Annotated in this window: 11 protein-coding genes; 6 read left to right on the top strand and 5 right to left on the bottom strand. The window is 63.6% G+C overall.

Annotated features, from left to right (window positions below):
• Positions 1-656 (bottom strand): amidohydrolase (locus Q7T45_RS19565; protein ID WP_304872812.1); only part of this gene is annotated, 656 nt, incomplete at its 3' end.
• A 140-nt stretch (positions 657-796) separates the two neighbouring features.
• Here Q7T45_RS19565 and Q7T45_RS19570 point away from each other — a divergent pair.
• Entirely contained in the window at positions 797-2,422 is a 1,626-nt protein-coding gene (locus tag Q7T45_RS19570; protein WP_304872813.1) for a GMC family oxidoreductase, read from the top strand.
• Entirely contained in the window at positions 2,419-3,318 is a 900-nt protein-coding gene (locus tag Q7T45_RS19575; protein ID WP_304872815.1) for an alpha/beta fold hydrolase, read from the top strand. The genes Q7T45_RS19570 and Q7T45_RS19575 overlap by 4 nt, the downstream gene beginning before the upstream one ends.
• A gap of 181 nt (positions 3,319-3,499) precedes the next feature.
• Here the strand turns inward: Q7T45_RS19575 and Q7T45_RS19580 are convergent, their stop codons facing one another.
• Positions 3,500-4,684 (bottom strand): cytochrome P450, encoded by a 1,185-nt coding sequence (locus Q7T45_RS19580; RefSeq protein ID WP_304872816.1) that lies wholly within the window; start codon positions 4,682-4,684, stop codon positions 3,500-3,502.
• Between the two features lie 158 nt (positions 4,685-4,842).
• Between Q7T45_RS19580 and Q7T45_RS19585 the strand changes: the two genes are divergently transcribed.
• Positions 4,843-5,844, top strand: a complete 1,002-nt coding sequence (locus tag Q7T45_RS19585; protein ID WP_304872818.1) for an LLM class flavin-dependent oxidoreductase — start codon at positions 4,843-4,845, stop codon at positions 5,842-5,844.
• A 21-nt stretch (positions 5,845-5,865) separates the two neighbouring features.
• On the opposite strand, the gene Q7T45_RS19590 is transcribed toward Q7T45_RS19585, so the two are convergent.
• Positions 5,866-6,930, bottom strand: a complete 1,065-nt coding sequence (locus Q7T45_RS19590; protein ID WP_304872820.1) for a hypothetical protein — start codon at positions 6,928-6,930, stop codon at positions 5,866-5,868.
• Positions 6,931-7,047: 117 nt separating this feature from the next.
• The gene (gene hpnO, locus Q7T45_RS19595; RefSeq protein WP_304872823.1) at positions 7,048-8,439 is read right to left on the bottom strand and encodes an aminobacteriohopanetriol synthase HpnO; all 1,392 of its coding nucleotides are present in this window, start codon (positions 8,437-8,439) and stop codon (positions 7,048-7,050) included.
• Positions 8,440-8,562: 123 nt separating this feature from the next.
• On the opposite strand from hpnO, the gene Q7T45_RS19600 reads away from it, so the two are divergent.
• Positions 8,563-9,210 (top strand): DUF2147 domain-containing protein, encoded by a 648-nt coding sequence (locus Q7T45_RS19600; protein WP_304872824.1) that lies wholly within the window; start codon positions 8,563-8,565, stop codon positions 9,208-9,210.
• Here Q7T45_RS19600 and Q7T45_RS19605 read toward each other — a convergent pair.
• A complete protein-coding gene (locus Q7T45_RS19605) occupies positions 9,178-11,766 on the bottom strand; it encodes an MMPL family transporter (RefSeq protein WP_304872826.1) in 2,589 nt (862 codons plus the stop codon). The genes Q7T45_RS19600 and Q7T45_RS19605 overlap by 33 nt on opposite strands.
• Positions 11,767-12,220: 454 nt before the next feature.
• Here Q7T45_RS19605 and ispH point away from each other — a divergent pair, with 454 nt between their 5' ends.
• Together ispH and hpnH are read left to right on the top strand one after the other, a co-directional pair.
• Positions 12,221-13,147, top strand: coding sequence for a 4-hydroxy-3-methylbut-2-enyl diphosphate reductase (gene ispH / locus Q7T45_RS19610; protein WP_304872827.1), 927 nt, complete (start codon positions 12,221-12,223; stop codon positions 13,145-13,147).
• 43 nt (positions 13,148-13,190) lie between these two features.
• Positions 13,191-13,692: adenosyl-hopene transferase HpnH (gene hpnH, locus Q7T45_RS19615; protein ID WP_304872828.1), on the top strand; the 502-nt coding region annotated here is incomplete at its 3' end.

A 13,692-nucleotide genomic window follows, 5' to 3' on the forward strand; every position in this document is an offset into this window, starting at 1 on the left:
AGCTGCGCGCCGACCAGCACGGAATCGATGCATTTGTGCGGCCGCGCCGCATGGCCGCCGAGCCCCTCGATCCGGATATCGATGGCATCGGTCGCCGCCATGATCGGGCCGGGCCGGATCGCGAACGAGCCGATCGGAATCCCGGGACCGTTGTGCATGCCGTAGACCTGGTCGATGGCGAAGCGCTCCATCAGCCCGTCCTTGATCATCGCGGCGGCCCCTGCGCCGCCCTCTTCCGCCGGCTGGAAGATCACCACCGCATCGCCGGCGAAATTCCGGGTCTCGGCGAGATAGCGGGCCGCACCGAGCAGCATCGCGGTATGCCCGTCATGGCCGCAGGCGTGCATCTTGCCGGGCGTCTTCGAGGCATAGGGCAGATCGGTCTCCTCCTCGATCGGCAGCGCATCCATGTCGGCACGCAGCCCGATCACCTTGATGTCGCCCTTGCCGGCGGGCTTGCGGCCCCTGATGACGCCGACCACCCCGGTAACGCCGAGACCGGTAGCCACCTCGTCGCAGCCGAATTCCCGCAACCGGTCCGCCACGAATGCCGCAGTGCGATGCACGTCGTACATCAATTCCGGATGTTGATGGATATCGCGGCGCCAGGCCTGGATATCGGGTTGCAGATCGGCGACGCGGTTGACGATGGGCATGGGGAATTCCGGTGCGGTTTGAGCGATTTGACCCTGTCTAGCACGCACCCGCTATCCGCCCAACAGCCCTCCGGCCTGTACAGCCGAGGCCTGCGACGCTATGGCCTTTGGGCCCATGGAGGGCGACGCGGTGGTGGCTTATGAAGCGGATTGAAGGTGATTTCGACTACATCGTGGTCGGCGCGGGCACCGCCGGCTGCATCGTCGCCAACCGGCTGTCGGCCGATCCGAAAAACCGGGTGCTGATCCTGGAAGCCGGCGGCAACGACAACTGGATCTGGTTTCATATCCCGGTCGGCTATCTCTTTGCGATCGGCAACCCGCGCTCGGACTGGATGTTCCGGACCGAGCCGGAAGCCGGGCTGAACGGCCGCTCGCTGGCCTATCCGCGCGGCAAGGTGATCGGCGGATCGTCCTCCATCAACGCCATGATCTCGATGCGCGGACAGGCCGCCGACTACGATCACTGGCGCCAGCTCGGCCTCACCGGCTGGGGCTATGACGACGTGCTGCCGGCGTTCCGGCGGCTCGAGGATCATTTCCTCGGCGACAGCGAGCATCATGGCGCCGGCGGCGGCTGGCGGATCGAGGCGCCGCGATTGTCCTGGGCCATTCTGGACGCGGTCGGCGACGCCGCGGCGGAAATGGGCATTCGGAAAATTCCGGATTTCAACACCGGCGACAATGAGGGCATCGGCTATTTCCACGTCAACCAGAAGCGCGGACGCCGCTGGTCTTCCGCGCGAGGGTTTCTCAAGCCCGTGTTGAACCGCGCCAATCTGCGTCTCGAAAAAGACGTGCTGGTCGACCGGCTGATCGTCGAGCAGGGCCGCGCCGTCGGCGTACGCTTTATGCAAGGCGGCGAAGTGGTCGAGGCCCGCGCCAAAGGCGAAGTGATCCTGTGCGCCGGCTCGATCGGATCGACCCAGGTGCTGCACCGCTCCGGCATCGGACCCGCGGACTGGCTGGCGCCGCTCGGGATCGAGACCGTGCTCGACCGGCAAGGCGTCGGCCGCAACCTGCAGGACCACCTGCAGCAGCGCGCGATCTACAAGGTGGAGGGTGTGCGCACCCTCAACGAGACCTATTACTCGCTGCTGCGGCGCGGCCTGATGGGGCTCGATTATGCGTTCCGCCGCCGCGGGCCCCTGACCATGGCGCCGTCGCAGCTCGGCATCTTCACCCGCTCGGACGCTACCCGCGAGCGTGCCAACATCCAGTTCCACGTCCAGCCGCTGTCGCTCGACAAGTTCGGCGATCCCCTGCACCGCTTTCCCGCCATCACCGTGAGCGCCTGCAACCTGCAGCCGACCTCGCGCGGCACCGTGCGGATTCGTTCGCCCAAGGCCGACGAGGCGCCGGCGATCACGCCGAATTATCTGTCGACCGGCGACGACCGCCAGGTCGCCGCCGACGCCATCCGCGCCACGCGGCGTCTGATGAAGCAGCCGGCGCTGGCGCGCTATCGTCCGCAGGAATATCTGCCGGGACCGTCGGTCGGCGATGACGATGCGTCGCTGGCAAAGGCCGCCGGCGATATCGGCACCACGATTTTTCATCCCGTCGGCACCGCCAAAATGGGCACCGCCAGCGATCCCCTCGCCGTCGTCGACGAACGGCTGCGGTTTCATGGCCTCGCCGGCCTGCGCGTGGTCGATGCCTCGGTGATGCCGACCATCACGTCCGGCAATACCAATACCCCGACGGCGATGATCGCCGAAAAGGGTGCGACAATGATCCTCGAAGATTCGCGCGCTGCTCCATGACGAACCGGCATCGCCTGTGGGTCGACCACGCCGGTGGGCGCATTGCGCTGGCGCGATGGGGCGACGCCGATTCCAGCAAGCCGCCTGCGCTGCTGGTGCACGGCACCGGCTTCGTCGCCGAGGTCTGGGACGAGGTCGCGCGCGAGCTGGCATCGAAGTATACCGTCTACGGCATCGACCGCCGTGGCCACGGCGCCAGCCACAAGCCGCCGGCGGAACACTATCACTTCCTGGATTTCGCCTCCGATATCTGCGCCGTGGTCGAGGCGCTCGACCTCACGAACATTTTCGGCGTCGGCCACAGCGCCGGCGCCACTGATCTTCTGCTCGCCGCAAAACTCAAGCCCCGGCGCTTCCAGCGCCTGTTCGTGATGGAGCCAACGGTGATGGATCCGCGCGTGGCCAAGGCCGACGATGCCGCCTCGGGCGACAACAGCAAGGCCTATGCGCAGGGCGTGTTGCGCCGCCAGCGCGAGTTCGACAGCGCGGCCGCAGCATTCCAGCGCTTTCGCGCGGCGCCTGCGTTCGCGGACTGGTCCGAAGCCTCGCTGTGGGCCTATGTGCGGCATGGTTTTGAGACCCTGCCGGATGGCCGGATGGGACTGCTGTGCAGGCCGGAGATCGAAGCCGCGATGCTGGGGCCGATCTTCGAGGCGATGGAACAGGTCTATGCCGGCGACGAACGCGGCAATCCCTTCGCCTGGCTATCCCAAATCGAGTGTCCGGTGCGCGTCGCCACCGCCGAAAAATCCTGGCCGGTCTACAAGGAGATGGCAGCAAGAGCCGTCGCCCTGATTCCAGATGTGAGCCAGTGGACGTTCGAGGGTGTCGGTCACTGCGTGGCGCAGGAGGCGCCGGGAAAGGTAATCGAGGCGTTGGCGGCATTCGACCCGTAGTGCGGTTGCAAAGAATCGTCGTCCCTGCGAACGCAGGGACCCATACTCCGTGACGTCGATGGTGCGGATGGTGTTACGGACTTGTTGCACCATTACGCCATCGCGTCAGACGACTGGGGTTATGGGTCCCTGCGTTCGCAGGGACGACGCAAGTGGAAGAGCCGCCCCTCCCCGCACCGTCCTATTGCAGCAGAACCGGCAGGTTGAGCGGGCCCCGGAAACCGAAACCGTGCCATCGCACACTGGCGGGATCAGGCAAGCTCATGTTGGGGAAACGCTCGAACAGCATGGGAAGCAGGATGGCGCCCACGGTTCGCCGCGACAGATGCGCACCGGCGCAATGATGCGGGCCGTTGCCAAAGGCCTGATGCGGATTGGGGTCGCGCAGCGCGTTGTAGTTCTCGCCATCTTCGAAGACGTCCTCGTCCCGATTGGCCGACGCCTGGATCGTCATCACGGTATCGCCTTTCGGGATGAAGTGCCCACGAATCTCGGTGTCCTCCATCACCAGCCGTGAACTCACCTGGATCGGCGCCACCCACCGCACCCCTTCCTCGAAGGCGGAGCGCCATTTGTCGGCGGCGCGCACGGCGTCCAGCTGATCCGGATGGGTCAACAGGCCGTAGAGGATCGTCAGCAGGGCGTCGCGCGGCTCGTTGATGCCGCCGCCGATCGCGATCTTTACATTGGCGGTGATCTGGCTTTCCGGAATCGGGTTCTTCGCGTTCACCATGAAGGATAGCGCCGAGGAATCCGGCTCCGCCCGCACACGTTCGGCGTTGGCGCGGATACAGGTGTCCATCTCCGCATTGGCGATATCAGTCGCTTCGAATGGTCCCGGCGTCCAGCCGAAATTGCCGGCGCCGTCGATCAGCGTCTGCGACCAACGCTGCATGTCGTCGTCGCTGGCATCAGGAATACCCATCGCATGCGCCAGAAGCCGCGCGGCCAGCGGCCCGGCGAGCGCGGGAAACAGATCGACGATCTCGCCGCGCGGCAACCGGTCGAGATAATCAGCGGCCAGTTCCGCATACAGCGGCGCCCAGACCAGGTCGATCGTCTTCGGCATCAGGGCCGGCATCATCGCCATGCGCTCGGTCCGGTGCTCGTCGTGGTCCTTGCGCATCAGGGTACGGGCGAGAAAGGCGCGCTCCATCGGCGTGTTCGGATCGTTCGAGCTGAACAATGCCGCGTTGTCCTTCACGAGTTTGGTATCAGCGGCCTTGGTGAGGAAGGTGCGGCCGACGGATTTGACCCGCAACACCGGCGCTTCGCGTCGCAGGCGCCGGTAGATCGGATAGGGATCGCGCGTGAGCTCCGCGATCGTGATGGTTTCGTCCAATGGGGCGAGGCCCGCGGTCGGCATGTGGTGATCCTGTCGGCTGCGGGCAATTCTATGCCGAGGCGGAGCATAAGTGCAGCACAAAATGATGCAATCGCGCCCACCGCACCGGCGAAGCGATATCTGATCTGGTCTTGAGGACTGAGTGCACCTACATAGGAACCTTCACTTGAAAGTTCCCAATGACAGCACTGTCCATTCTCGACCTCGTCCGTGTTACGGAGGCGACCGATGCGCGCGGCGCGCTCGATAACGCCCGCGATCTCGCCGCGCATGCCGAGGGCTGGGGCTATCGCCGGTTCTGGGTGGCCGAGCATCACAACATGCCCGGCATTGCCAGCGCCGCGACATCGCTGGTCATCGCCCACATCGCCGCAGGCACGCAGCACATTCGTGTCGGCGCCGGCGGCATCATGCTGCCGAACCATGCGCCGATCATCATCGCCGAGCAGTTCGGAACGTTGGCGCGGCTATTCCCCGGCCGCATCGATCTCGGCCTCGGCCGGGCGCCCGGCACCGACCAGGTCACGGTCCAGGCGCTGCGCCGTACCCTCGGAGGCTCGGACAATTTTCCACAAGACGTGCTCGAGCTGCAGGCCTATTTCGCGGCCGTGGTGCCCGGCCAGCGCGTGCAAGCCGTGCCGGCGGCGGGTACCGACGTCCCGCTGTGGATCCTGGGATCGAGCACTTACGGCGCGCAGCTCGCCGCCGCGCTCGGCCTGCCCTACGCCTTCGCTTCGCATTTCGCCCCTGACCAGCTCATTCCCGCGCTCGAAATCTACCGCGAGCGCTTCAAGCCGTCAGCCCAGCTCGCACGGCCCCACGCCATGGTGGGCGTCAACATCATCGCGGCCGACACCGAACGCGAGGCGCGGCGGCTGGCGACGACGCAACAGATGTCCTTCGCGAACATCTTCCGTGGTGCGCGCGGTCTCAGCCGTCCGCCGATCGACGATATCGAAAGCTACTGGTCGCCGATGGAAAAAGCCCAGGCCATGCAGATGCTCGCCCGCACCATTATCGGCACGCCCGATTCCGTCCGGGCCGGCATCGACGCCCTGGTCACTGAGACCGGCGCCGATGAATTGATGGTCGTGTCCGACGTGTTCGATCACGAGGCACGGCTGCATTCCTACAGGCTGATTGCCGAAGCTGGCCGGGACAGTGGCGATCCAAAGCCCTGAGGCGAGCTGGCGTCGATCACGTCAGTTGGCGCGCCGATTGACCACGTTCTCCGGCACGATCTCGGCCCTGAAGCGGAACAGCTGCGGATCGGCGGGATCGACCGAGATACGAACCCAGTGGCTGTCCGGCCAGCCGAAGGTTTCCACGCGCGTGAAATTCTCGAACAGACGATTGGTCTTCTTGCTGTAGAGCGGCTTGTCGATGCGAAAGATGTGGGTGTCGCCATGCAGGAAGGCCACCGGTCTGTCGTAGCTCTCCAGCTCTTCGGACAGCGTCTGGACGTAGTCGCCGAACGCCAGTGGCCGGCTCGGCACGGGCTGCCCACGCGGGACGAAGCGCAGGAAGTAGCGGGTCCTGGCGTTCGCCGGCCAGAAATTCTCGAATCCGGGATTGGCCTGGGTCAGGATCACCACACCCCGGCTGTTGGCGGCTTTCGCTTCGGCAAAGGCCTGCTTCAGCCAGGCGACGTTCGCCGCCTTCCGTTCCAGCTGCTCGGCGTCCATTTCCGGGGTGCGGCCGAAATTATCATTCTCGCCGACGATGTGGACGGTGACGAAGGTGACGCCACCGATGGACCAGCGCAGGTTCTCGCGGAATTTGGAGAAATTCGGATCGGCGGATTGATGGCGCACCGCCATCGGTTTCCTTCCGAGGCTCAAGCCTTCCGGAAAGAACAACGTGCGGACCTTGGCGAGCAGCTCGAGCGGATCGACCTTTTTGGCCTCGAGCGGCCAGCAATCGGACCAGTCGTTGTCACCGGGCGTCAGGATGAAGGCGTGGCGGATGCTCTGGAACGAGTCGTAGACCGCCCTGTAATTCTCGTCGACGCAAGGCATCGCGGCGACAGCAGGATTGCGATTATACGGCGTCGCGTCGAACTGGAAGTCGCCGATGTGGGCGACGAATGCGAGGTCGCTGGCGTTCAGCGCCGTGAGCACCCGCTGATATTCGATTTCCTGCACCTTGGTATAGGGCATGTCGCCGATCAGGGCGAAATCGAACGCGCGCTCCTGCGCAACCGCACCGCCCGCGACGGCCGTCAGCATCAATGCAGCAGCGGTCACCCGGATCGAACTCGGTGCCATGGTTCGTCCTCCCAATCTTGAATCTTCCCTGACGCCGGTCGAGTAGAAGCCGCCGAATAGAGATGAAAGAGCGAGACGACGGGCTAAATCCTCTTCATTGCGAAATGACGCAAAGACCTACGCTGATTTCCGCACCGCGTTATCGACCAGCGTCTTGCCGAGCGACCAGATCGCGCCGGGGACCTTGTGGCTGGCGGCGATGACGGAATCGAACGCTGTCTCGATCCACTTGCAGTCTTCTTCCGTGATGGTCAGCGGCGGCAACAGCTTGATGGTGTGGCTGCCGTGGCCGGAGACTTGCGTGAGGATCTTGTGCTCCTTGAACAGCGGCACGGTGATGAGCTGGCAGAACAGGCCCTTGTTGGCGCTCTCCAGCAGATTCCACGACGCCTTCAGCTTGAGGGATTTCGGCGGGCCGAACTCGACGCCGATCATCAGTCCCTTGCCGCGGACTTCCTTCAGCAATTCGTAGCCCGGTATCATCCCGGTCAGCGCCAGCTTGAGTTCGGCGCCGCGCCGCGCCGCCTGCTCGACCAGTTTTTCGTGCTCCATCACTTCGAGCGTCGCGATGCCGGCCGCCATCGCCAGATCGTTCTTCGCAAAGGTCGAGCCGTGCACCACAGCGCGATCCATCTGATTGAAGATCTTGTCGAAGATGCTCTTGCGCGTCAGCAACGCGCCGACCGGAACGTGACCGCCCGACAGCGCTTTCGCCAGCAGCACCATGTCGGGTTCGATATTCCAGTGCTCGACCGCGAGGAATTTTCCGGTGCGGCCGATGCCGGTCTGGATTTCGTCGGCGATGAACAGCGTGCCGTATTTGCGGCACAGCGCGGCTGCACCCGGCAGGAAGTCATCGCTTGGGATGTTGACGCCCTTGCCCTGGATCGGCTCGACGATGAAGGCCGCGACCTGGCGCGACGACAGCGCGTGCTCGAGTGCGGCGAGATCGTCGAAGGGGATCGAGGTGCAGCCGGGCAACAGCGGCTCGAACCCGGCGCGGAAGTTGGGGTCGTCGGTGAGCGACAACGCGCCATAGGACAGACCGTGGAAGGCATGCGCGCAGTACACGATGCCCGGCCGGCCGGTGGCGCCGCGCGCGAACTTGATCGCGGCCTCGACACACTCGGCACCGGAATTGGCAAAAAACACCTTGTCCAGATACGGCACCTGCTTGAGCAGGCGTTCGGCCAGCACGCCGGCAAGCGTGGAGACGTCGAGTTGCACGAGATTCGGCAGATCGGCGTCGAGGACGCTCTTCAAGGCCTGGCGCAGCACCGGGTGATTGCGGCCAATCGCAAAAACGCCAAATCCGCTCAGTAGATCGAGATAGCGTGCGCCGTCGCGATCGAACAGGTACTGACCCTGCCCCTTCTGAAAACCGACGTCATAGCCGATGGTCTTGAGAACCCGTACGAGTTGCTCGTTCAGATGGCGCGTGTGCATGGAACTGCGCTGCGCCTGGCGCTCCACAAACATCTCGGAAACGTCTAGATTCGGATATAGCATTGGCTACATACGTCGGTTGGTAGGCATTTCGTCAACTGAAAACGCCCATTGCGGCGTTTTAACCCCGCTCGGATCATCCATTAGTCACAGGTTAGAACCATGTTGCACCGCCAAGGAAATATCATGCGTTCCGTTGCATTTTCAGCCATTTTCCTGGCGACCGGCCTTGGATCTGCCCTGGCCGCGGATCCGACCGGCGACTGGCGGGTGGCAGACGGTGTCGCCAACATCCGGGTTGCCGAATGCAATGGCAGCATGTGGGGCGCGGTGTCCTGGGAGAAGACGCCGGGCGGCCGCGACAAGAACAATCCCGATGTCTCGAAACAGAGCAGGCCTACCCTGGCAATGCCGATCCTGATCGACATGAAGAAAAAGCCTGCCGTCGATCAATGGGAAGGCCAAGTCTACAACGCCAAGGACGGCCAGATGTACAGCACAACCATCAAGCCGGTCGGCTCCGATCAGATGGAGATTCAGGGCTGTGTGCTGGGCTTCCTCTGCGGCGGCGAGACCTGGACGCGCGTCTCCGGCCCGATCCCCTCGAGCCCCACCAACAGCATGGCCAAGGGCGCACCGAAGGGCACAGGGGCCTCGCCGAAGAGCACGGGGGCCTTGCCGAAGAGCGTGCAGACAGCAACCGCGCCTGCCGCGCCGAAGACCACCGGCGCCGCCAGCCCGGCCGCCAAACCCGGTCAGAAGCAGGCGGCCGGCCAACCCCCTGACATCGGCGATATCTGCCTACTCCCCGACATCGCGCGGTTTGCCCATTAACGCCGGCTGGAACAGCAGCACCGCGGCCAGCGTGATGACGAACGAGAGCGCCAGCAGCTTGCCCATGCTGGCCGTTCCCGGATGGCTCGAGAGCCACAGGCTGCCGAAAGCCGTGGCTGTCGTCAGCGCACTGAAGAAGATCGCGCGCGTCAGGCTGGTCTGCAGCAGATTGGTACGGCCCGACCGCCAGGCCGTGACGTAGTAGATCTTGAACGCGACGCCGACGCCGAGCAGCAGCGGCAATGCAACGATGTTGGCGAAGTTGAGCGGCAGCCCGATCAGCACGCAGATTTCCAGCGTCACCGCTCCCGCCACCAGAAGCGGCACCATCGTCATCAGCACGTCGGTGATGCGCTGCAGGGTCAGCCAGAGCAGCAGGCTGATCACGACCAGCGCCCCGATGCCGGCGTGGATGAACGCCCGCACGATGGTTTCGCCCGATTTGAGAATCGATACCGGTCCGCCGATGGCGTTCGGCTCGGCTGCCAGCACCGCGTTGGCAAAGGTGCGCAGGGTTTCGTTGTCGTTCGGATCGCCGCGCGGCAGCGCCTCGACGCGGATCAGACCATCCTTGGTCTTCCAGCCGGCCACCAGATCGGCCGGCAGGGTTTTCAGGCTGACCGGCTGCGCCTGCAGCGAGTTCTTGAGCTGATCGAGCGTCACCTTCAGCGGCGTGACGAAAATGGCCTGGACCTTGTTGCGCATCGCCTCGTTCGATTCGGCGAGTTTCGACAGTGCGTCGGCCAGCCGCCGCGATGCCGCCGCGCCCGGGCCCTTGTCGTCGCCGGCGGCCCTGCGCAGGGCCTCCGCCGATCCCTTCAGGGATTCGACGTTCTCTTCGTCGGAGGGCGCGGCATCGATCGAATCAGGGTTGAGCGCGGGAAGCAGGACCTTCGCCCCCTGCGCGATCAGCTTCAGCTTGGCCGGCTGATCCTCCGGCACGAAACTGTCCAGCGACATCACGCGAAGCACTTCCTGGACCTTTTCCAGCCGGGCCTCGATCTTCCTGGCTTCGGCTTCCGAATTCGTCATCACGTTGATGGCGTTGGCGCCGGTGTTCGGATCCTTGCGCAGGTCGAGAAAGGTCGCGATCGATTCGACCTGCGAATTGCGCAGATTGATCGGGTTGAAGTCGAATTTCAGGAAATACAACAGCGGCAGGCCGGCCACCGCGATCAATAGCGTGCCGACGATGATGATGACGCGGTGCTTTTCCAGGAACTCGTCGAGCGGCGCCAGGAAGGCGTAGCCGACCGGCTCCATTTCACCGGGCGGATTGAGCATCTTCAAGAGCGCCGGCAGCACCGTGATGCTGGTCAGGAACGCAATCAGCATGCCGGCACCGGCGATCTTGCCGAGTTCGGAGATGCCCTTGTAGTCGGTCGGCAGGAAGCAGAGGAATCCGGCCGCCGTCGCCATCGCCGCGAGCGAGAGCGGAACCGCGGAGCGTTCCGCCGCCATCGCCAGCGCCTGCGCCAGGTCATCGTTCTTGAAACGCTCGGAGCGGTAGCGGACGCTGAACTGGATGCCGAAATCCACGCCCAATCCGACAAACAGCACGGCAAACGCGATCGAGAGCAGGTTCAGCGAACCCACCATCATCAGGCCTGCCGCCGTGGTGATCGCAAGCCCGATGAACAGATTCACGAACACGGCGAAGATGATCTTCGACGAATGCAGCGCCATCCAGAGAATGACGAGCACGACGACCACGGTGCCGATGCCGTTGATGATGGCGCCGTCCTGAACCGTCGCGAACTCCTCATTGGCGATCGGCACCGGGCCGGTCAGCCTGACCCGGGCGCCATATTCGCCCGCGAGATTGAGCTCGGTGGCCGCCTGCCGGATCGCGTCGGTCGCGGTCTTGCCGGGTTCCAGCGCATTGAAATCGAGGATCGGCTTGAATTCGATGAAGGCGCGCTTGTCGGAATCGGTGAGCGGCTTGTCGCTCGTGAGTTCGCGCCACGAGAATGTCGCGGTGCCCTTGCTCAACGCGGTCTCGACCGTCTGGGCGATCAGGTTGAAGGGCCGCTCGGTACTATCGAGCTTGACCTGTCCGCGCTTGACGCCGGCAAGGCCGGTTTCAAGCGCGCCGGTCAGGCCGCGAATGCTGGGATCGCCGGCCATGATCTCGATCAGCGGCGCTGCGGAGGCGAACTGGCTGGTCAGCTTGCCGACCTCCTCCGCGGGCAAGAACAAGAGACCGTTCTTCTCGAAAAACTCCCCGGAGCCGAGCGGCTGAATCGATTCGAAATTCTTGCTGTCGCCCGCGAGCTTTTTCGCCAGCGCAGCGCTCGCCGTGGTGGTGAGTTCGGGGGTCGGCGCCTCGATGACGGCCAGGATGGTGCGTTCCCGATCGAACGCCGCGCCGAACTGATTGTCGCGCTTGCGCCAATCCAGGTCGGGCGAAATCAGGGTGTTGATGTCGGTGTTGATGGCGAAGTTGCGGGCTGTGTAGAAGCCCGACGCGATCGCAAGGATGAGTGCGATCAGGACAGTTGGGACGGCAAAGCGCGTGCAAGCCTTAACAATCGAAACGACAATAGTTGTCAGCACATCTATTCTTTCTGATTATCCGCTTGCCGGAAACGCCCGCTGTCTACCGGAGTTCCGCAGGGCGATCTAATGTTGTTTTTGAGGGCTTTTGGTTGGGTGCACGACCAAATAGCGCAAAATACGCCGAAACTGCGCTGCGAGGCTGATATAGTCCGCTTGATCAGGCGGTAAAGTGACGAACCAGTGGGGACGAACAGGGGTTCATACGCGACGGCTTGTGCATTACTGTAATATAATACCTATTTCGACTTAACGCCGTTACGCGATCGTGTTGCAGGACGCCTTTTCTAACCCACCGTTTTTTGCCACAAAGCTCTGTCCCGCCATGGGCTTGGACGGAGCGGACGCGAGCCGCGGGGCGTGGTGCGGATATTGCAGACCCGGAGGACGGACCGAGATCCGGGCTGGCCGGACCTGGAGAGTAATTTTGGTGCAACTGCGTAACGGGCATCCCATGGAAGTTTATCTGGCGCAGCCGCGTGGCTTTTGCGCGGGCGTTGTGCGCGCGATCGAGATCGTCGAGCGCGCGCTCGAGAAATACGGCCCGCCGGTCTATGTCCGGCACGAGATCGTCCACAATAAATACGTGGTCGAAAGCCTCAAGAACAAGGGCGCCATCTTCGTCGAGGATCTGTCGGAAGTACCGCCGCTGGCGGTCACGGTATTCAGCGCCCATGGCGTCGCCAGGAGCGTCGAGGAGGAGGCCGCGGTGCGCGGCCTGCCGGTGCTCAACGCCACCTGCCCCCTCGTCACCAAGGTCCACAACCAGGGCAAGCGCTATATGTCAAAAGGCCGGGCGCTGATTCTGATCGGCCATGCCGGCCATCCCGAGGTCGAGGGAACCATGGGTCAGGTTCCAGGCCCCGTCACCCTGGTCCAGAACGTCGACGACGTGGCGGGCCTGACGCTGCCGACGGACACCCCGGTGGCCTATATTACCCAGACCACGCTCAGCGTGGACGACACAAAAGACATAATTGCCGCCCTGCAGGCCCGATTTACGGATATTCAAGGCCCGGACATCCGGGATATCTGCTATGCGACACAGAACCGGCAATCTGCGGTAAGGGACCTCAGCAAGCTCGTGGATGTTATCCTGGTGGTGGGGGCCACCAATAGTTCCAACTCAAACAGGCTGCGCGAAATCGGCACCGAGGTCGGGGTCGCGAGTTATCTCATTGCCGACGGCAGCGAGCTGAACCCGGAATGGCTGAAAGACGCCAAGGCCGTCGGCATCACCGCCGGCGCCTCGGCTCCCGAGGTTCTGGTCGATGACGTGATCGAGGCCCTGCGGCGGATCGGACCGGTCAAGGTTTCGGTGCTGCCGGGCCGGGAAGAAAACATCGAATTCCGGCTTCCGGCCGAACTGACTGCGGGCTGATCAATTTCCCTACTTTGAGTCCAGAAAGAAACTTGTAATGGCAATGGCAATACCCTTCTTCAAAGAGATGCGTATCGGCGGCTACATGATGAAGCAGAAGCTGCTTGGCCGAAAACGCTATCCGCTGGTGCTGATGCTCGAGCCGTTGTTTCGCTGCAACCTCGCCTGCGTCGGCTGCGGCAAGATCGACTATCCCGACGCGATCCTGAACCGCCGCATGTCGGCGCAGGAATGCTGGGATGCCGCCGACGAATGCGGCGCGCCGATGGTGGCGATCCCCGGCGGCGAGCCGCTGATCCACAAGGAAATCGGCGAGATCGTCCGCGGCCTGGTGGCGCGCAATAAATTCGTGTCGTTGTGCTCCATCGCGCTGCTTCTGGAAAAGAAGCTCGATCTGTTCGAGCCGTCGACCTACCTGTTCTTCTCGGTGCATCTCGACGGCCTCAAGGACCACCACGACAAGGCGGTGTCGCAGAAGGGCGTGTTCGATCGCGCGGTCTCGGCGATCAAGGCCGCCAAGGCCAAGGGGTTCGCGGTCAACGTCA

The organism is Bradyrhizobium sp. (assembly GCF_030646015.1).
Lineage (GTDB): Bacteria > Pseudomonadota > Alphaproteobacteria > Rhizobiales > Xanthobacteraceae > Bradyrhizobium.

What these genes read in the sequence shown, in the direction of transcription:
- Q7T45_RS19580 (WP_304872816.1), bottom strand. Translation starts at nt 4,684, where the DNA reads ATGCCGACCGCGGGCCTCGCCCCATTGGACGAAACCATCACGATCGCG.
- Q7T45_RS19600 (WP_304872824.1), top strand. Translation starts at nt 8,563, where the DNA reads ATGCGTTCCGTTGCATTTTCAGCCATTTTCCTGGCGACCGGCCTTGGA.
- ispH (WP_304872827.1), top strand. Translation starts at nt 12,221, where the DNA reads ATGGAAGTTTATCTGGCGCAGCCGCGTGGCTTTTGCGCGGGCGTTGTG.
- Q7T45_RS19570 (WP_304872813.1), top strand. Translation starts at nt 797, where the DNA reads ATGAAGCGGATTGAAGGTGATTTCGACTACATCGTGGTCGGCGCGGGC.
- hpnO (WP_304872823.1), bottom strand. Translation starts at nt 8,439, where the DNA reads ATGCTATATCCGAATCTAGACGTTTCCGAGATGTTTGTGGAGCGCCAG.
- Q7T45_RS19590 (WP_304872820.1), bottom strand. Translation starts at nt 6,930, where the DNA reads ATGGCACCGAGTTCGATCCGGGTGACCGCTGCTGCATTGATGCTGACG.
- Q7T45_RS19585 (WP_304872818.1), top strand. Translation starts at nt 4,843, where the DNA reads ATGACAGCACTGTCCATTCTCGACCTCGTCCGTGTTACGGAGGCGACC.
- Q7T45_RS19575 (WP_304872815.1), top strand. Translation starts at nt 2,419, where the DNA reads ATGACGAACCGGCATCGCCTGTGGGTCGACCACGCCGGTGGGCGCATT.